Origin of the sequence: Coriobacterium glomerans PW2 (genome assembly GCF_000195315.1) — a bacterium.
GTDB lineage: Bacteria > Actinomycetota > Coriobacteriia > Coriobacteriales > Coriobacteriaceae > Coriobacterium > Coriobacterium glomerans.
Genome location: NC_015389.1, coordinates 71,022 through 88,293, shown reverse-complemented (window position 1 = coordinate 88,293; position 17,272 = coordinate 71,022). Strand labels below are relative to the sequence as shown.

At 61.0% G+C, this 17,272-nt stretch carries 17 protein-coding genes and 1 pseudogene; 9 read left to right on the top strand and 9 right to left on the bottom strand.

The features are described from left to right. Window positions 1–29: 29 nt before the first annotated feature. Window positions 30–995 (top strand): ATP-dependent sacrificial sulfur transferase LarE, encoded by a 966-nt coding sequence (gene larE / locus CORGL_RS00415; RefSeq protein WP_013707950.1) that lies wholly within the window; start codon window positions 30–32, stop codon window positions 993–995. On the opposite strand, the gene CORGL_RS00410 is transcribed toward larE, so the two are convergent. Next, the gene (locus tag CORGL_RS00410; protein ID WP_172633498.1) at window positions 992–2,086 is read right to left on the bottom strand and encodes a M42 family metallopeptidase; all 1,095 of its coding nucleotides are present in this window, start codon (window positions 2,084–2,086) and stop codon (window positions 992–994) included. The genes larE and CORGL_RS00410 overlap by 4 nt on opposite strands. 113 nt (window positions 2,087–2,199) lie before the next feature. After that, entirely contained in the window at window positions 2,200–2,664 is a 465-nt protein-coding gene (locus CORGL_RS00405; RefSeq protein ID WP_041738444.1) for a PH domain-containing protein, read from the bottom strand. 200 nt (window positions 2,665–2,864) lie between these two features. Here CORGL_RS00405 and CORGL_RS00400 point away from each other — a divergent pair, with 200 nt between their 5' ends. Further along, window positions 2,865–3,554, top strand: coding sequence for an NAD(P)H-dependent oxidoreductase (locus tag CORGL_RS00400; protein ID WP_156789842.1), 690 nt, complete (start codon window positions 2,865–2,867; stop codon window positions 3,552–3,554). On the opposite strand, the gene CORGL_RS00395 is transcribed toward CORGL_RS00400, so the two are convergent. The 3 genes from CORGL_RS00395 to CORGL_RS00385 all read right to left on the bottom strand — a co-directional run bounded on the left by CORGL_RS00395 (window position 3,531) and on the right by CORGL_RS00385 (window position 7,642). Continuing rightward, the gene (locus CORGL_RS00395) at window positions 3,531–6,104 is read right to left on the bottom strand and encodes an excinuclease ABC subunit UvrA (RefSeq protein WP_013707946.1); all 2,574 of its coding nucleotides are present in this window, start codon (window positions 6,102–6,104) and stop codon (window positions 3,531–3,533) included. The two genes, CORGL_RS00400 and CORGL_RS00395, sit on opposite strands and share 24 nt — an antisense overlap. A 102-nt stretch (window positions 6,105–6,206) precedes the next feature. Beyond that, entirely contained in the window at window positions 6,207–6,722 is a 516-nt protein-coding gene (locus CORGL_RS00390) for a methylated-DNA--[protein]-cysteine S-methyltransferase (RefSeq protein ID WP_013707945.1), read from the bottom strand. 2 nt (window positions 6,723–6,724) lie between these two features. After that, window positions 6,725–7,642, bottom strand: a complete 918-nt coding sequence (locus CORGL_RS00385; RefSeq protein ID WP_013707944.1) for a DNA-3-methyladenine glycosylase family protein — start codon at window positions 7,640–7,642, stop codon at window positions 6,725–6,727. Between the two features lie 31 nt (window positions 7,643–7,673). Between CORGL_RS00385 and CORGL_RS00380 the strand changes: the two genes are divergently transcribed. Further along, window positions 7,674–7,955, top strand: a complete 282-nt coding sequence (locus tag CORGL_RS00380; RefSeq protein WP_013707943.1) for a GNAT family N-acetyltransferase — start codon at window positions 7,674–7,676, stop codon at window positions 7,953–7,955. Here the strand turns inward: CORGL_RS00380 and CORGL_RS00375 are convergent, their stop codons facing one another. The 3 genes from CORGL_RS00375 to CORGL_RS00365 form a co-directional block, all read right to left on the bottom strand. Next, complete coding sequence (locus CORGL_RS00375; RefSeq protein ID WP_013707942.1) at window positions 7,956–8,597, bottom strand: histidine phosphatase family protein; 642 nt, start codon at window positions 8,595–8,597, stop codon at window positions 7,956–7,958. It lies immediately after the preceding gene. Then, on the bottom strand, window positions 8,594–9,190 hold the full coding sequence (locus tag CORGL_RS00370; RefSeq protein ID WP_216476090.1) for a flavin reductase family protein: 597 nt from the start codon (window positions 9,188–9,190) through the stop codon (window positions 8,594–8,596). Before CORGL_RS00370 ends, CORGL_RS00375 begins: the two co-directional genes overlap by 4 nt. A 112-nt stretch (window positions 9,191–9,302) precedes the next feature. Continuing rightward, window positions 9,303–9,527 carry a hypothetical protein gene (locus CORGL_RS00365; RefSeq protein WP_013707940.1) on the bottom strand — a complete coding sequence of 75 codons (225 nt, stop codon included), beginning with the start codon at window positions 9,525–9,527 and terminating at the stop codon, window positions 9,303–9,305. 256 nt (window positions 9,528–9,783) lie between these two features. On the opposite strand from CORGL_RS00365, the gene CORGL_RS00360 reads away from it, so the two are divergent. From CORGL_RS00360 to CORGL_RS10040, 6 genes and pseudogenes are all read left to right on the top strand, one after another. Beyond that, window positions 9,784–10,434 carry a hypothetical protein gene (locus tag CORGL_RS00360; protein WP_013707939.1) on the top strand — a complete coding sequence of 217 codons (651 nt, stop codon included), beginning with the start codon at window positions 9,784–9,786 and terminating at the stop codon, window positions 10,432–10,434. A gap of 15 nt (window positions 10,435–10,449) precedes the next feature. Then, window positions 10,450–12,069, top strand: a complete 1,620-nt coding sequence (locus tag CORGL_RS09275; protein WP_013707938.1) for a S66 peptidase family protein — start codon at window positions 10,450–10,452, stop codon at window positions 12,067–12,069. Between the two features lie 572 nt (window positions 12,070–12,641). Then, complete coding sequence (locus CORGL_RS00350; protein WP_013707936.1) at window positions 12,642–12,833, top strand: hypothetical protein; 192 nt, start codon at window positions 12,642–12,644, stop codon at window positions 12,831–12,833. 233 nt (window positions 12,834–13,066) lie between these two features. Next, the gene (locus CORGL_RS00345) at window positions 13,067–13,681 is read left to right on the top strand and encodes a helix-turn-helix domain-containing protein (protein ID WP_013707935.1); all 615 of its coding nucleotides are present in this window, start codon (window positions 13,067–13,069) and stop codon (window positions 13,679–13,681) included. A gap of 316 nt (window positions 13,682–13,997) precedes the next feature. Continuing rightward, a pseudogene (locus CORGL_RS10160) lies at window positions 13,998–14,087 on the top strand (zinc-ribbon domain-containing protein); the annotation flags it as partial. 375 nt (window positions 14,088–14,462) lie between these two features. Beyond that, window positions 14,463–14,885, top strand: coding sequence for a hypothetical protein (locus tag CORGL_RS10040; protein ID WP_245526911.1), 423 nt, complete (start codon window positions 14,463–14,465; stop codon window positions 14,883–14,885). A gap of 205 nt (window positions 14,886–15,090) precedes the next feature. On the opposite strand, the gene CORGL_RS00335 is transcribed toward CORGL_RS10040, so the two are convergent. After that, the gene (locus tag CORGL_RS00335) at window positions 15,091–17,169 is read right to left on the bottom strand and encodes an elongation factor G (RefSeq protein ID WP_013707933.1); all 2,079 of its coding nucleotides are present in this window, start codon (window positions 17,167–17,169) and stop codon (window positions 15,091–15,093) included. Window positions 17,170–17,272: the final 103 nt, after the last annotated feature.

Genomic DNA, 17,272 nt, shown 5'->3' with positions numbered 1-17,272 from the left:
TCGAGTTCGAATTGAGGAGGTGTGCCGACATGCGAGACAAACTCAGGCAGCTGCATGTTCTGCTGCGATCGTTCGGATCTATCGCGATCGGCTTCTCCGGCGGCGTCGATTCCGCGTTTCTGGCAGCTGTCTGCGCGCGCATCATGGCAGATCGCACGCTGCTCATTCATTTGAGCACGCCGCTTGTCGGCACACCGGAGGAGCGTTCCTTCCAGAAGATGACGAAAAACCCCGACGAGGCTCAAGCGATCGACGGTCGAACCGAACGCGGTGCCGTCCGCAGGTCCGCCACAGTGCTGTGCGCTCTGCCGCTTCCCGTCGTTGAGGTCGCACTCGACCCGCTTGCCGACCCCGATATCGCCCGCAATGATGAAGCCCGCTGCTACCATTGCAAGCTCGCCGGCTTCGCCCGCATCGTATCCGAGGCTCGCAAGAGGGGCTACGCCGTCGTGGCCGATGGGAGCAATGCCGATGACGCTGGTGACTACCGGCCCGGCATGCGAGCCATATCGGAGTTGGGAGTGAGGTCGCCGCTCCTGGAGACCGGATGGCACAAGGAAGAGGAGCGCGAGCTGCTGCGCGCATGGGGCTACCCGGTATGGAATCTGCCCTCGGGTGCCTGCTTGGCGACGCGCATCGCGACAGGTGAGCGGCTCACTGCGGGCAGAATCGAGCAGATTCGCACATGTGAGGACCTGCTCGAAAAGCTGGGACTCAGCCAGGTCCGCGCTCGCCTCGTCGGCGACCTGATGAGGATCGAAGCGGCCCCCGCGGATCTGGCAAGGTTGCGCGCCGTCTCAGCAGAAGATGCATCCGACGGGCGCGCGCCGACGTCGATCTGTCCGCTCGGAGGGACAGACGATGATGGGGCCGTTGCTCTTCCGGCAGATGTCCTGCAACGTCTCGGTGAGCTCATCGACATCCGGCTTGATCCGTTCGCCCATCCCTATCGCAAGGGCGATATGAACGCCCAAGCGAAGCCGTTCCAAGGCTAAAAGGCCTCCACGATCTTCGGAGTCAGGCTTGAGACGACCTCCACGGCCACGCGCGCAGCGGCCTCGATGTCGTCGAGGGCGCAAATCGAGGTGGCCGTATGGATGTAGCGGCACGGGATCCCCGCGACCGCGCACGGCACATCGAGCAGATGCGCGATCCCCCCGTTCGTACCGCCGCCCTCCCGCACGGCGGCCTGCACGGGGATCTCGCAGCGCTCGGCCACGCTCAGGACATGTCGTTGGTAGCGCGGGTTCGTGATCATGCTGTGATCGAAATAGCGAAACATCGGCCCTTGATGCAGCGCCGTCGGCTCCTCGCTCGCCGGCGTGAATGAATCGTCCGCAGGGCAGCCCTCGAACATGAAGGCGACCTTGGGATCTACGCGACGCACCGCAGCAGCTATGCCTCGCTCGCCGACCTCCTCCTGCGCGGAGATCGATCCGATGACATCGAATGGAAGATCTGACCGACGTGCGAGCTCGCGCAGTGAGAAGAGCAGCGCGCAGACGCCCGCGCGGCAGTCAAACGCCTTGCCGAACGCGATGCCGCGGCCGGCGTCGCAGCTGAAGCGCGTCGCGGGAACCACGGGTTCACCGATGCCGACACCGAAGCGATCGCGCGCATCCTGCTTGGAAGTCGCTCCTATATCGAGGATCTCCTCGAGCGCTCTCGATCCGCTTCGCTCGGCAGCGTTCATGAAATGCGGGGGTTTCACACCTATCGTGCCGCGGATCCAAGCACCGTCGACGGTGCGCACGAACACATCTTGCCCGGCGAGCGCACCCGGCGAGAACCTGCCGAGTTCCACGAATGCGAGCGTGCCGTTCTCACGGATCGTCTTCACCATGCCGCCCACCTCATCGGCGTGAGCATCGAGCATGACCACGGGCTTTTTCCCGCTGAACGTCTTGGGCTTGATGAAGGTGTCGAGCAGACTGTTGGTCGTTACGCTGGCCCACCCCGCGCTGAACTCCCGTGCGATTTCAACGACCTCGTCTTCAAAACCCGAGGGTGCCTTCGCATCGGAAAGCTGCCCCAGTACCTTGATGAGCTCTGTGCGCTGAATGCTCCATGGATTCTTTTCTCTCACGTCGAACGCGTCCCTTCTCAACGGTTTTCCTATCGCATCGGATTTTTTTGGCACCCGCTCCAACAGCATACCCCCTAGGGCAAACGACGATAGCATCGAGATCCTCAACTGGTTCATAGCCACGGGGCATTCGACGTGGGATGCGCGCATTCGGACACATCGGATGCTTCTGCCCTCAGATCGCGAAGGCGGTCTCGAACCGCCTCGATGAACGCATCATTGTCCTTCAGCGACACGAGGGTGTCATCACAGCAATCTATGCCGCGCACTGTTATATACACCCGATCGAACGAATTCGCCGTACTCGCGAGCAGACAGTGCGAGCGCTCGACCGAGCGTATGCTGCTGATCGTTATTCTGATGGTCATGGGACCATAGCAGATCTCGACACGGTCATCAAAGACATCCACGTGGTTGCGGATGAGCGTGCTGATGAGGAAGATCGACATCAGCAGCCCGGCGCCCGCGATCCACAAAGCCACAGGTGAGGGGATCAGCATGATGATGAACATCACGGCGGTCCAGACCAAGATAAAAGCGATGAACCACCAGCTGCTCTTGCCGTTGAACCTCGTCATGGGCTTGCCTTTCCACCCGCACTCATCTGGGAGCAACGAAAACATCCCTATGCTCGCTCAACCACTCTAGCACGCGCGCTCGGCGAAATCACGCCTCTGAACGGGGTATATCGATCATGGTGGAAACAGCGCCTCCATGTGGAAGGGGACTTGAGTCGCATCGCAACCGATACCGCGAAAGGAAATCCATGACGGAGAAGATGTCAGATCAGATCATAAGCGCGCTCGAGAACCGCTTCGCCTGCAAGAGCTATGATCCTGCAGGCCATGTCTCGGATAGCGATTTCAATACGATCTTGGAGGCCGGTCGGCTCTCGCCAAGCTCCTTCGGCCTTGAGCCCTGGAAGTTCCTCGTGATCCAGGATCGTGACCTCATAGATGAGATTCGCGCGAGATCTTGGGGGATCAAGATGGATGCCGACCGAACCGTGATCCTGCTGACGCGACGCAGCGTCAACGCAAGAAGCACGTGGGTGCACCGGATCCTGCATGACATCCAGGGTTATCTGCAGGAGGACGAAATCGCCCGCCTCGAGAAGCTCGAGGCGTTTCAGCGCGACGATCTGCACATCCTCGACAGCGATCGCACGCTGTTCGATTGGGCCGGCAAGCAGACCTACCTCGCGCTGTCCAATATGCTGACAACGGCGGCTCTGCTTGGCATCGACTCGACCCCCATCGAAGGTTTCTCAGCCGAGAGGATGAACGCGCTTCTCAGCGAGCGCGGGTTGATCGATCCTGAAGAATGGGGCATCTCGGCCATGGTTCAGTTCGGCATCCACGACCCGAACCACCGTCCCCACCCCAAGCAACGGCGCCCATTCACCGAGGTCGTCGAGTACGTTCGGCCGCGTCCCCAGGTGCGATCAGGCGTGACCGCCGGTCTGTGAAGGTGTCGCCGGAGCTGCCAGCTCCACGCGGATGTAGGGCGCCGTGCGACTCCGGGCGACCCGCGCCACCTGCTCGGGGGTGCCCGCAGCAACGATCCGCCCGCCATTTTGACCGCCTTCGGGCCCCATGTCGATGAGGTAGTCCGAGTTGGCGATCACATCCAGATCATGCTCGATCACCACGACGGTCGCGCCGTTGTCCACGAGCCGCTGCAGCACGCCGAGCAGCACCTCGACATCGAGCGGATGCAGGCCGATCGTCGGCTCGTCGAACGCGAACAGGGTATCGGACTGATCGCGCTTGAGCTCGCTGGCGAGTTTCAGCCGCTGCGCCTCGCCGCCTGACAGCGCGGGTGTCGCCTCGCCCAAGGTGAGGTAGCCCAAGCCGAGATCGCGCAGGATCTGCAGGCGAGCCGCGACCTTGCGCACGTCGCCGACATAGCCCATCGCCTCATCGACGGTGCACTCGAGCAGATCGGGCAACGCGATCCGCTCGGACTCGGAGCCGTCGGGCACCGCGCGCGTGATCTCGTAGGCCTCCGGTGCGTAGCGCGAGCCATGACAGGTCGGGCACGGTATGTCCACGTCGGGCAGAAACTGCACGTCAAGCGAGATCTGCCCGGTGCCGTCGCAGGTGGGGCACCGGAGGGATCCGGTGTTGTAGGAGAAGGCGCCCGCACCGAGCTCGCGCGCCTTCGCCTCGGGTGTCGCCGCGAAGGCGCGCCGCAGCTCATCGAGGACACCGGAGTAGGTGCTCACCGTCGAGCGCACGTTCACGCCGATCGGATCGGCGTCGATGAGGTTCACCTGCTCCACGCGCCCCGGCTCGATGCGGCGGACGTGCGCGGGCAGCTTGGCATGCGCCTTGAGCGGGCGCAGCGCCGGGATGAGACTCTCGAGCACAAGCGTCGTCTTGCCCGAACCCGACACGCCGCTCACCGTTGTGAGGCGACCGTAGGGGATGTCCACCGAAAGCGGTCCGACCGTGTGGATCGGTCCGGTCTCCATGTGGATGGTCCCCTCGTCGAACATCGCATCGGACGTCGCGCGCTCGCGCACGCGGACATGGCGCTCCCCGCTCAGAAACGCTGCGATGCGCGAGTCCTTCGTCCGCTCGACCTCCTCGACCGTGCCCTGCGCGATGACGGTTCCCCCCTGCGCACCGGATCTCGGGCCCATCTCGATCAGATGATCCGCCTCGCGCAGCACGCGTATGTCATGGTCGACCACGACGACCGAGTTGCCGTCCTCGAGCAGATCGCCCATGACACCGAGCAGGCCATCGATGTTGGTGGGATGCAGTCCGATAGAGGGCTCATCGAGGACGTAGAGCGCACCGGTCGTGCGATTGCGCACGGCGCGGGCGAGCTGGACGCGCTGCAGCTCGCCGGTGGACAGCGTCGCGCTCGCCCGGTCGAGCGTGAGATAGCCGAGCCCCAGCTGCATGAGGCGCTGAATCGGCTCGCGCATCTCCTCGACGACGCTCTCGGCGATGCCGCTGATCTCGTCGGGAGATATCTCCGGGACCCAGGCGATCCAGCCTGGGAGCTCGGCGAGCGTGAACTCAGTGACATCGGCCAGCGAGAGGTGGTCTATCAGCGGGGATCGAGCGCGCGCCGAGAGCCTCGTGCCGCCGCAGTCCGGGCAGGTTCTATCGGTCAAAAACTTGGCGATGCGCTTGAGGCCCTTCTCGTCGGTCACCTTCGACAGCGCGTTTTCAACCGTGTAGATGGCGTTGAAGTAGGTGAAGTCCAGCTCGACCGCCTCGCCGGTCTTGGGCGACTGGTACAGGATATGGCGCTTCTCGGCCGGGCCGTGAAAGACGATATCGCGCTCCTTGGCTGTGAGCTCGCAGAACGGCACATCGGTTCGGACGCCGAGCTCGCGTACGATCTGGATCATGAGCTTCCACATGAGCTGCCGCCAGGAGGCGACGGCGCCCTGATCGATGCTGAGCGACTCGTCGGGCACCAGGCTCGACTTGTCCACCGCGTGCACCACGCCGGTGCCGCCGCAGGTGGGACACGCGCCCGTGCTGTTGAACGCGAGCTCCTCCGCTCCCGGCGCGCAGAAGCTCGCTGCGCACACCGGGCAGGTTATGGGCAGACCCAGCGCGACGTTCATGGTCGGCGGCACGTGGTGTCCGTTGGGGCACTCGTGGCTCGCCAGGCGCGAGAACATGATACGCAGATAGTTGAGCAGCTCAGAGGCCGTGCCGAACGTGGAGTGGACGCTCGGCGTCGCCTGCCGCTGTCGCAGGGAGAGCGCAGCCGGGACGTGGAGCACCTCGTCGACCTTCGCGCGCTCATACTGAGCGATGCGCCTGCGCGTGTAGGTGGACAGCGCATCGAGGTAGCGGCGGGATCCTTCGGCGTAGAGCACGCCCAGCGCAAGGGAGCTCTTGCCCGAGCCGGACACCCCCGCGATGCCGACGAGCCTGCCGAGCGGCACCGACACATCGATGTTCTTGAGGTTGTGCACGCGCGCGCCGCGCACCTCGATCGTTGTCGGCTGCGGCGAGCGCTCGCCTGCGCGCCTGCTCGATTTCATGAGACCACCCCACTCCATCCGATGAGACACCCGTATGAGCGCTATTCTACCCAGCTGCGCCGAGCGTCTCGAAGCGCCCGCCCGTCGCCTGCGGCGAGACCGCTAGACGTCCCTGAATCGCGACACATCCACGCCCTCGAGTGTGAGCAGTGCAATCTTGCGATCGAGTCCGCCGGCGTAGCCCGTGAGCGAACCGTCGCTGCCCACCACGCGGTGGCACGGAACGATGATGGATATCGGATTGCGCGCGATGGCGCCGCCTACGGCACGACAGGAGATGCGCTCGGTGCCCGAGCGGGCGGCCACCGACTCGGCCACCTGCTTGTAGGTGACGATCTTCCCGCGTGGAATCGCGAGCAGCTCGAGCCAGACCGCGCGGCGATACGGCGTGTCGCGCATGAGCAGCGGCGGCATAGAGCCGGGCTGCTCGCCGTGGAAGTAACTGTCGAGCCACTCCGACGTCGTCGCGAACACCGGAAGAGCGCGCGCCTCGACCTCGTCGCCAAGACCGGCGGCGAAGTACTTCTGGCCTTCGAACCACAGACCGATGAGCGCCTCGCCGTCGCTGGCGAGCATGATATCTCCCAGCGGCGAATGGTAGGTATCGATGTAGTTCATGATCACTCCTGTCCGGTCGGTTTCGATGTGCGCGATCGCGAGCGCCGCGGCGCGCGGTCGCGCAGGCCCGGCACGGCGCCGCCCGCGACCGCCCACAGATACAGACTCGCCACGCTGCCGCAGGGGCTGAACCGTCGCCGATAGCGCTTGAACAGCGCGGGTGAGATCGCGCGGTGATGGTACAGCATGCGCAGACCCCGCTGGATCCCCAGATCGCCATAGCTCAGCACATCGGGTCGCTCGAGGCAGAACAGCAGGATCATCTCGGCGGTCCACACCCCGACGCCCTTGATCGCGACGAGCCGCTCCACCGCATCGGCATCGTCTAGGCTGCGGATTCCCTCCAGATCGAATGATCCGTCGACCAGCTGCCGTGCGAGATCGCGAATGTAGCCGGCCTTGCGAAAGGTCATGCCGAACGACTGCAGCTCCTCGACGGGCGTCGCTGCGATGACATCGGCATCGATCTCACCCAGCGCGTCGTGCATTCGACGCCAGATCGTCTGCTGAGCCGCCGTTGAGATCTGCTGGCCGATGATATGATGAATCACCGAGGAGAGCAGATCGGGATCGATCTCGCGCTCGATGTGCCCGACAGCCGCCATGACCGCAGCGAGCCGGACGTCGCGAGCGGCGAGATATGCCGTCTCCTGCTCGCCGTACCGAAAGATCCTCGCACCATCCGCGGTCGCGGCTGAGATGAACGACGATGGCGATCCTGTCAGCGGAGTCGTACCCATAGCGGTCAGTATAGCAACCATCCGCGCGGGCGCGAATAAGGGGGTTATTCTGACAAAGTCCACAGAACGGACGCCGGGAGTCCAGATGGGCAGCTGAAGCGTCAACGGCGTATCTCCGGTCTCGCCCCCGTGCGCAGGCTGATCGACGGTCGCCACGCGACGCCACGCGATTGGGTACACTCGTATCCGGACGAGAGAAAAGGGGATCCATATGAACGATTATCGATTCGTCGTCGACCGCAACGCCGTGCGCTATGTCGACGCAAACGGCACCAGCTGCGCTGAGGTGACCTTTCCCGACGTCGGCGACAACACGGTTGAGATCGACCATACCTTTGTAGACGATTCCCTGCGCGGACGAGGCATCGCCGGTCAGCTTCTCGAGCGCTGCGTCCGCTCGCTCGAAGAGACCGGTCGAAAAGCCATTCCGACGTGCTTCTACGCCATGCACTGGTTCGAGAAGCATCCTGAGCGCGGTGATCTGCTCGCCTGATCAGCAACGCTCTTCGCACGTGCCGTGAAGCTCGGAGAAGTCATGGTTCACGATGGACGTGTTCGAGAAGGCGCCGGTCGCGGCATCGTAGGAGAAGACGAGCACGCAGCAGTTGCCGATGTAGCCGTCCTGAGCGCAGCGCGCATATGCGACCCATGCCTGACGAAACTGCACCATGAGCGCCCCATGGGAGATCGCGAGCACAGTCTTTGACCCGGCATCGGCCATGAGCTGCGACAGCGCTCGAACCACGCGCCCACGGGCATCGCGCTTCGACTCGCCGCCGAACGGCACCACCGCATCGCCGGGGTCCCAGAGGTCTGCCGGTACATTCGCCCGCGGACCCGCCTCAAGCGATCCGTAGCTGCGCTCGATCAAACCGTCGAGCGCAACCGCCGGCGGAACGCTTCGTCCCCGCTCGATCAGATCGTCGCGGATGAGCTCCGCCGTCGAGCGCGCGCGACCCAGCGGGGAGCTGACCAGCTGATCGAAATCAGCTCCTCGGTCCGCGAGCCAGCGCGCGGCGATATGCGCCTGAGCGATGCCGCACGCCGTGAGCGGCGAGTCGCACCGCCCTTGGACGAGATCGGCCCGATTGAACTCGGTCTCGCCGTGGCGCATGAGGTAGAGGTGTCCCGTCATCGGATGATGTAGGCGTTCACGATCTCGCCGTAGTACTCGGTATGCAGATCTGAATTGGCTCCGAGCGCGGAGCCTGGCACCTGCGGCGGATAGTTCTTCGCACGCAGCTCGTCGGGCAGCAACGAGATATCTTGATCGCGCTCGTAGATGACCTTGCACTCGAGCGTGAGGGGAAGCTCGGCGATCGCGGGGACCGTGACGTCCAGACCCGCGACATGCGTGAGCCCGAACCTCGCCGCCTTGTCGATGTCGCGGCCGCTCGTCCTGCCGCAGCCCACGACGATGCGACGCACGCGGTCGTTCGCCTCATCGTCAAGACCGGCCAGCGGTGCATTGACGGTGAACTCGCCGTTCTTCGCGAGGATGGTATGGGTGTGGCGGTTCAGGCGCACGTAGGTGATGAAGATGGGCTTGCCCCAGGCGACGCCGATCATCCCCCAGCCTATGGTCATGGAATCGGTCTCGCACTCGGCGGCCGTGCTCAGCAGCACGCCCGGATTGAAGGATGACAGAATCTGCGGCGCATAGTGGAAAACGTCGATCTTCTCTCGGTTGATAGAATCCATGATGTCCTCCTGAACTTCATCGGCCACCTCAATTCAGCATGATAGCCGTTGCGCAGACATGGCCCGATGGTGATCACGATAACGACAAGCTCCGCCGCACAGACGAAGCTGCACCTGCTGGAGTTGCTGCCCGCCCACCTCAGATGAGCGTGCTGATCATATCCCAGGTGATGATCCTGCGGATCGCGCCGCAGGCGCGCCGCCGATCCCCGGACGCCACAGCAGCGTCAAAGGCCCGTTGCACCGTCTTCCCATCGATTCCGACAGCCTCGGCGATGTATCGATCTGAGTAAGGGTAGTGGTCCCGCTTCGATGCGAGCAGCGTAGAGAAGCTACGGCAGCTTACGTCCTTACCTCGTGCCATGGATCCTACTTCCTTCCGAGATAAAATGCCTGCCTGCATTGTACATCGTATCGTACGTCGTCGCGATTCCCTTCCGGAATCGCTCTCAAGGGAACGTCGGATCCGGAAGCGAGCCACATAGCCCGACTGCTGATTGGCATCTCGGAGGTGGACTGCACGTAGACCTTGACACCTGCGTGCTCTATCAGCTACTAATGATTGATAGGCAAACCTGAACGACTCGGGCCAGAGCGGGTGCGCGCGTAAGGAGAATCCGTTGGATATCAATACCGTTGCCACGATAATCAATATCACGACGCCGCTGGCCACGGCAGCCGCGGCAGCCGTGGCGGCCGCCGAGTACCTGCACACCAAGAACGCAGGAGAACAGGCGCGCTATATTGCCGTGTATCCTGTTCTCCTATACAACGCCGTCAACAATTCATGGGTCGCGCTTAAGATCGCACCGGCGGGCATCGCGGACATCGAAGAGAATAGGACGAAATCGATGGCCGTCGCTGTAGTGATAGAGAACAACTCTCAGCAGCCAATACGCGATTTCTCTGCAAAGATAAACATCGGGGCGATCGAACGTGAAGTCACCCAAAATGGCAATCGCGACGAGACGCGTGCCGAGACCGAAAAAAAGTATGATGTCGCACCTGAAGTCAACATGCTCAAGATCATACCTCCGGGTAAATGGGTCGTTTCTATTGATGAGACGAGCGACCGATCGCAAAAATCAAACTGCAACCAATGGCAAGGATTCAATTCCTTGGAAGATGTATTGGAGTTCAACGAGGGCACCACCAGATACAACCCGATCATCAGGACCGACGAAGACCCCCTTGAGGAATACAGCTTCATCGACAGCACGTCGCAAGTCTGGTGCTACCGAGATGGCAAACTGAACAAGATCAGCCGCTGAGAAGGAAGTGACAGCATGGAAGTCACCAGACCCGCGATGCTCTGCCCCGGCGATACCGTTGGTGTCGTGGCTCTGGGCAGCCCGATTTACAGCAAGGATGCTGTTCGCAGTTCCTGCGCCTGGTGGGAGGAGCGCGGATTCAAGGTCAAACTGGCTGAAGGGCTGATCAAAGACGGTGGCTATCTCGCAGGCTCTCCGAAGGATCGTGCAAAGGCCTTAAATGACATGTTCGCGGATAAGGATGTGCATGCCGTGTTTTCCGTGCGCGGCGGCTGCGGTTCGGCTCAGATCATCCCCTATCTCGATTTCCGGGCGTTCAACTCAAACCCGAAAGCATTCGTGGGGTTCTCGGACAACACCTCGGTGCACCTTGCATTCGCAGCGCTCAGCGATGTCGTCACGTTTCATGGTCCCGTATTCTCATACTTACGGGAAGACACGACGGAGTACACGGAGTCCCATCTGTTCAAAGCCATAGCGGGCGTCGATCCTCTGGGCCCAGTAAAGCCCGCGAATCCCGATGCAGCATTATGCTCGCTGCGATCAGGCGTCGCCGAGGCGCCGATCATCGGAGGCAATCTCACGCTTCTGTGCTTGAGCTTGGGCACGCCCTATGAGGTGGACACTCGGGGCCACATCCTGTTTTTCGAAGATACGGATTGCGAGCCCTGGATGATCATCAATTTCCTTGATCAGCTCCAGGCTGCGGGAAAATTCGACCGGGTGGCCGGTGTCGTGATCGGAGAACCGAAAAATATAGAGCCCGGCGTTTGCAGTGCCGCCTTTCAACAGGGGGAAAGCTTCCTAACCGTCGTGAGGCAGTTCTTCCGCGACGCCAAGTTCCCCGTTCTGTACGGACTGCCGCTGGGACACACCAAGGACATGGCCACCATTCCGCTGCGGGTGCCAGCGAGATTGGATGCAGATTCACTCACCTTAGAGATCTTGGAGGCTGGCATGACGGAAAAAGGATCAGGTCGCAAGCGCACAACGCACGAGACATTCAAAAGCAGGATCTATGTTTCAAAAGCAGCTGAACTGCTAGAAAAGGCGGTGCGTGCGTCGTTGGGCGAGGACGCATGGGAAAAGATTTGCGCCGCCCCCATCGGCGACAACGCATATGAGGCCTGCAGGGCGATGCGTAAAGCTCTGCACTGTAACGACATGGACTGGGTTCCTTCGGCAGGCGAAGCAACCGACAAGCCTACGTGCAGCAATTACGAAAATCAATTTCCAGAAACCAGCAAATATGAGATAAAAGAACTCAAAAAATGGTGCGCTGCGAAACGAAAGAGCGGTACCAACTCACGGAAGGCCACTCGCGATGACCATCCCCAGGGCTATTTCGAATGCTATCTGGAAAAAGACTGCCATCATTGCAAATGTAGCGGAGAAAACATCTACTGCTATAAAAATGAACTTGATCACATACTGTCGTATTTGATCGTGAAGGCGTTTAATGCACCCATACGGGATGCCAAGAGCAGAATAGGTTGCAATTTTAAAAAAACGGGCATCAGGCTGATTTGGAATGAATTAGGTCTTCTGCCAAAACTGAAGGTCGAGCTAAATACAACCGAGCAACGAGATCCTGATCCTGATCCTGAGAATGGGACCGTTTCAGAGCATCGTTGAGCTGGGTGTTTGTCCACACTCTGTTCGAAGCGGGATGCGCATGCATTCGATAACCTGAAATACCGAGTGAACAACCACCGCGAGCAGAGGCAACGTCCAATACGTCGCAACTCGCACGAAAGCTGCTCTGTCGTGAAGCGCCACGGGGAAAGATCGGCGTTGCAGCCTTTATGGTAGTGAGATGCAGATAGATCATGAAACAACGTTTGATGATGCACGATTCACGGAGTCCGCTTGTCGGGAACGGATCGAACGGCTTCTCAGCGTCAACGGTCGTGAAGTAAAGGCTCCTGCTACAGGCGGAACCTCTGATCAACTCCCAGCCAAGGTGTTCGCAGCAGGCGATGAGCTCGCGAAGCGTCTTGGTGTTCGCGCAGAAGTTTCTCACCACCAAATAGGCCCGATCGGTATCTGTTTGACGCTCAATACGGTATGACTGCAGGCCCTCATTCATTATCTCCGCTTCAAAACTAACCATCTTCCACCTTTGCAATGCCGCATCTCATCCATATGTGTTCAGCAGCCTGTCGGTACTGCTTTCACGAGAGCCGATCACAGGGGACACTGCCTGCGTGCATCTCGTTGTGGTGCTCTCGTTCAACAAGTATGACCAAGCGATCTTCTACAGCGTGTTCGACCCTCTCGTCGCTGGGTTGTCAAACTCGAGCCATGTTGATGCGCTCGTCAGGCTCGACAGCTACCAGTCCTTCATTGATGATCTCTGTGAACTTATCGATCAGATGCATCGATCGACGCGCGCTTGAAAACCACATCAGATTCCCCTTTTTGATGCCGCGAATTCAACACCCGCCATCGAGCAGCAACGATGCAGCTCAAATGGATGACAAAGACTTTTGATGGTGCGGCGGAGGGGACGACACTTCTCTGTCGTCCACCTTTGATGGTAGAGTCGAGTCCGACATGGCATCCTGCGGATGACACGGGTCGCACGAGCGCCTTGAGAGGCAGCTCGACAGCATGAAAGGAGGTCAGGCGCATGCAGGTCGGCGCGCACATAAGGGAGCACCGAGCGCGGCTTGCCCTCTCTCAGGACGATCTCGCCGCTCGGATCTATGTGAGCCGGCAGACGATCTCCAACTGGGAGAACGACAAGACCTACCCGGATGTGCAGAGCCTGCTGCTGCTCAGCGCAGTGTTCGATGCGACCGTCGACGAGCTCATCAAAGGAGATGTGGATGCCATGGACAAGACGGTGAACGAGGACGCAGGAAAGATGAAGCAGCTGGAGTGGTACGCGCTAGCGTGTATGGTACTCGGTGCGGCAGCATTGTACTGGGCGGGCTATCAGTTCCTTTCGGGATGGGCGTGGCACACGATCCCAACCGTCATGCACACCGTGACGGGTTGGACAGCTTTGTTTGTGATCACCCATCGCATAGAAAAGCTGAAGCGCAAGCATGACGTGATCACCTATAGCGAAGTGCTCGCGTTCACGCGAGGCGAGCGGATCGATCGCGGTACGAGGGCGAGCCGTCGCGTGCGTGCCCGAACGCGGAAACAGCGTGCGGGCATACGAGATGGTGCCATTTTGCCTCTGATCAATTTCCAAGGACCGCCATCTTTTTCCATGCACAAGGGAAATCAGCTCTGAGAAATAGTACTCGTGCGAAATGACTGCAGCTTTAAGCAAATCGCAGCCAAACCTCCGAAAGCACTCGGATAGATCGAGATGCCACTCCAGATCAAGTGAATAGGTCATCGCCCGACTGCATTGCGACCGAAAAAGATGAAGACGTTGAATTTTCCTTCATCTGGCCCGGTCTACTTCCGGCTTGATGCATGATTAACAAGATCTAAATTAAATTACGATATCGGACAACATTTCAATCTCCATCCGCCTTCACGTACCCTACAATGCAAAGCGTAAGAAATTTCGATCGAAACAATCGAGTGCATGTCCGACAACCATGCCGGCCGTAAGGGGAGATCACATGTTGTGTGCCAACTGTGGAGCTGAAAACGACGATGAGGGAAAGTTCTGCGCGAACTGCGGACGGCCGCTGTCCGGAGATGCCTGCGCAGCGGCAACGGGAGAAATCGATCGCGCGTCGATGCCCGATGAGCGTGATCAAGCTCCGGTGCCAGAATCGGTTCGCGAACCGGAGGCGGACCCGGCAGATGCTGTCGAATCCTCTGCTGGATCCGAGACCGATGCGGCCATCGACCCTGGGACTGCACCCGCATCAGACACTGACACGATAGCGAGCGCGGATCCGACAGTCGAGCAGCCCACCACTGAGCCAGCTGCTGAACCTGTCGCCGCAGCTTCATGTGCCAGCGCTGCAGATTATTCTGTCCCACCGCAGATGGGCCCTTCCGACTTACCGCCCAGCGTTCCGTTTGCAACGGCTCCGAGCACACGGGCATCGGAGATGAAAAGACGTGTACCCCAACTCGTGAGTGCCGCGGTGATGCTGGTCTGCTTCTTCTTACCCGTCATAGAATTTGGCGGCATCTCGTTCTCACCTGTCGGAATGGCATTCGGCGTGAACATCGCCGGGTATATGATGTCGGATCCCTCAAATATCATCTTCATAGTGCCCGCTATCTGCGCCTTGATATCGCTTGTCGCATTCAGGGGCAAAGCAGCGAACATTTTCGCGATCATGTTCGGTGCGATCAATATCGTCCTCATCATAGGGCTCGCATTCTACGCGACCGTATCAATCCAATCCGACATCAACCTCTCGGTCGGCCTGTACCTCTATGTCCTATCCAGCATCGCACTGATAGTCTCGGCGATCATCGGGCTGATCAAGCCGCATCAGACCTATCAGGCACCCACCATGCAGTAGTTGATATCAGCTTTTGCAGTTATCTTTGAATTTGGGGCGCTTATGACCCGCCCACCATCTTTCATGATACTTCGAACGCATTGTCCTGCATGCAAAGACGGCTGTCCGCTGGACCGAAAACGACACCAGCGGACAGCCCTTCTGTTCTTCGATACATTCCTCAGCGCACCCCTCAGCTCGAAGCGCGGCGCTCGGAGGCTCGCGCTCAGCGTCCCTGCGCGCGAGCCTCCTCATAGGTCTTGACCAGACGTTCCTGCACGTCATGGGGAACCTGCGCATAGCCGGAGCGCTTCATCGTGAAGTCTCCGGTGCCGCGCGAGATGGAGCGCAGCCGCGTCGAGTAGTCGGTCAGCTCGGCGTAGGGCGCAACGGCGGTCACGACGGTGTTGCCGCGCTCGTCGGCGTCCATGCCGGTCACGTGACCGCGCGAGGCGGAGATGTCGCCCATGACCGCACCGGCGTAGCTCTCCGGCACCGTCACGGTGATCTCCTCGACCGGCTCGAGCACGACCGGATCGGCATCGGAACACGCCTTGCGCAGGGCCAGGCGCGCTGCGGAGCGAAACGCCATCTCGTTGGAATCGACCGGGTGGTAGGAGCCGTCATAGACCACCGCGCGGACGCCGGTCAGCGGATAGCCGGCGATGATGCCCTCTTTCATGGTCTCCTGCACCCCCTTGTCCACCGCCGGAATGAGCCCGCGCGGGATGCGGCCGCCCACGACCTCGTCACCGAACTCGTAACCTTCAGCGACGCCCTCCTCGGAGAGCAGCGGCTCCACGCGCAGCCAGCAGTCGCCGAACTGGCCGGCGCCGCCTGTCTGCTTCTTGTGACGACCCTGCGCCGAAGCCGTGCGGCGAATCGTCTCACGGTAGGGGATCTTGATCGGAACGATGTGCGCGGACACCTTCGTGCGCTCCTCGAGTCGATTGAGCAGCACCGATACCTGCGCCTCGCCCACCGCCGAGATGATGGTCTGCCCGGTCTCCTCGTCGCGATCGGTGCGCATGGTGGGGTCGGCGATGCAGGCGCGATCGATAAAGGTGAACAGCTTCTCCTCCTCGCTGCGATTGTCCGCCTCGATGGCGATGCGGTACTGCGAGTTGGGGAAGCGGAATGCCGCCGCCTCGATTTTGCCGGTTGCCGACAGCGTGTCGCCGGTCTCTGCGTTGAGCTTGGGTACGACGATGATGTCGCCGGCATAGGCGTGACCGACCTCGGTGAGCTCGCGTCCGCACATGACGTTCAGATGCGCAAGCCGCTCGGGTTTGCGTGTGCGCGCGCAGATGAGCTCGAGGCCCGGCTCGAGCGTGCCGGTCAGAACCTTGATGAAGGAGATGCGGCCCTGGAGGGGGTCAGAAAGCGTCTTGAACACGAAGGCGACCGGGCGATCGTCCTCAGAGGAGATCTTGATTGAGCCGCCATCCACAAGGGGCATCTCGCCGTAGTCGACCGGCGAGGGAAAGTTGGCGGCGATCTCGTCCATAAGAGAGTTGACCCCCTGCTCGCGCACGCAACTGCCCGCGAACACCGGAACGAAGATACGAGCTGCGATCGCACGCGAAAGCAGACTCTCGAGCTCATCTTGCGTGAGTCCATCGCCATCGAGGTACTTCATCATGAGCTCGTCGTCCGCCTCGGCAACAAGCTCGCACAGCGCCTCGTGGCCCGCCTCGGCGCGCGCACGATACTCCTCGGGGATATCGTACTCGGTCTGCTCGGTGCCGACGCAGCGCCTGGCGCGCATCCGCACCAGATCGATGATGCCGTCAAAGTCCGGACCCTCCCCCCAGGGGATCGTGACGGCACCCAAGCGCATCCCGAATCGCTCGCGCAGCTGCTCGAGCGTCCGCTCGAAGCTCGCGTCCTCCTTGTCCTCGCGGTTCACGAAGACGGCGCGCGCGAGTCTCAGATCCTCGGCGGCGTACCACAGCTTGACGGTCGTGGGCTGCGGACCCTCGGCGGCGTCGACTACGAACAGCGCGGTTTCGCACACGCTCATCGCCGCGTACGCGTCGCCGATGAAGTCCGGGTAGCACGGTGCGTCGAGCACGTTGACGCGGACGTCTTTCCAGTCGATCGGAGCGATGGAGGTCGAGATCGAGAACTCGCGTCTGACCTCCTCGGCATCGTAGTCGAGTGTCGGCTTGGTGCCGTCGTGGCCACCGAGACGGGCGGTTTTGCCGGAAAGGTGGAGCATGGCCTCCGCGAGTGAGGTCTTGCCCACCCCGCCTTGGCCTACGAGAACCACGTTCCTCACATGACCGGTTTTGGGCGCACCCATGATGACCTCCTTGTTTGTTCGGAGTCGCATGGCGGACGCTGACCCGGCCGGCGAGGCGTGCCACCGCGCGGCGAGCAGGATGAGCGGCGCGCCACACGCGCAC

Coding starts and splice junctions, on each gene's coding strand:
- CORGL_RS00380 (WP_013707943.1), top strand. CDS start 7,674: ATGAACGATTATCGATTCGTCGTCGACCGCAACGCCGTGCGCTATGTC.
- larE (WP_013707950.1), top strand. CDS start 30: ATGCGAGACAAACTCAGGCAGCTGCATGTTCTGCTGCGATCGTTCGGA.
- CORGL_RS00375 (WP_013707942.1), bottom strand. CDS start 8,597: ATGACGGGACACCTCTACCTCATGCGCCACGGCGAGACCGAGTTCAAT.
- CORGL_RS00365 (WP_013707940.1), bottom strand. CDS start 9,527: ATGGCACGAGGTAAGGACGTAAGCTGCCGTAGCTTCTCTACGCTGCTC.
- CORGL_RS10040 (WP_245526911.1), top strand. CDS start 14,463: ATGAAAAGACGTGTACCCCAACTCGTGAGTGCCGCGGTGATGCTGGTC.
- CORGL_RS00405 (WP_041738444.1), bottom strand. CDS start 2,664: ATGACGAGGTTCAACGGCAAGAGCAGCTGGTGGTTCATCGCTTTTATC.
- CORGL_RS00345 (WP_013707935.1), top strand. CDS start 13,067: ATGCAGGTCGGCGCGCACATAAGGGAGCACCGAGCGCGGCTTGCCCTC.
- CORGL_RS00400 (WP_156789842.1), top strand. CDS start 2,865: ATGTCAGATCAGATCATAAGCGCGCTCGAGAACCGCTTCGCCTGCAAG.
- CORGL_RS09275 (WP_013707938.1), top strand. CDS start 10,450: ATGGAAGTCACCAGACCCGCGATGCTCTGCCCCGGCGATACCGTTGGT.
- CORGL_RS00335 (WP_013707933.1), bottom strand. CDS start 17,169: ATGGGTGCGCCCAAAACCGGTCATGTGAGGAACGTGGTTCTCGTAGGC.
- CORGL_RS00390 (WP_013707945.1), bottom strand. CDS start 6,722: ATGAACTACATCGATACCTACCATTCGCCGCTGGGAGATATCATGCTC.
- CORGL_RS00395 (WP_013707946.1), bottom strand. CDS start 6,104: ATGAAATCGAGCAGGCGCGCAGGCGAGCGCTCGCCGCAGCCGACAACG.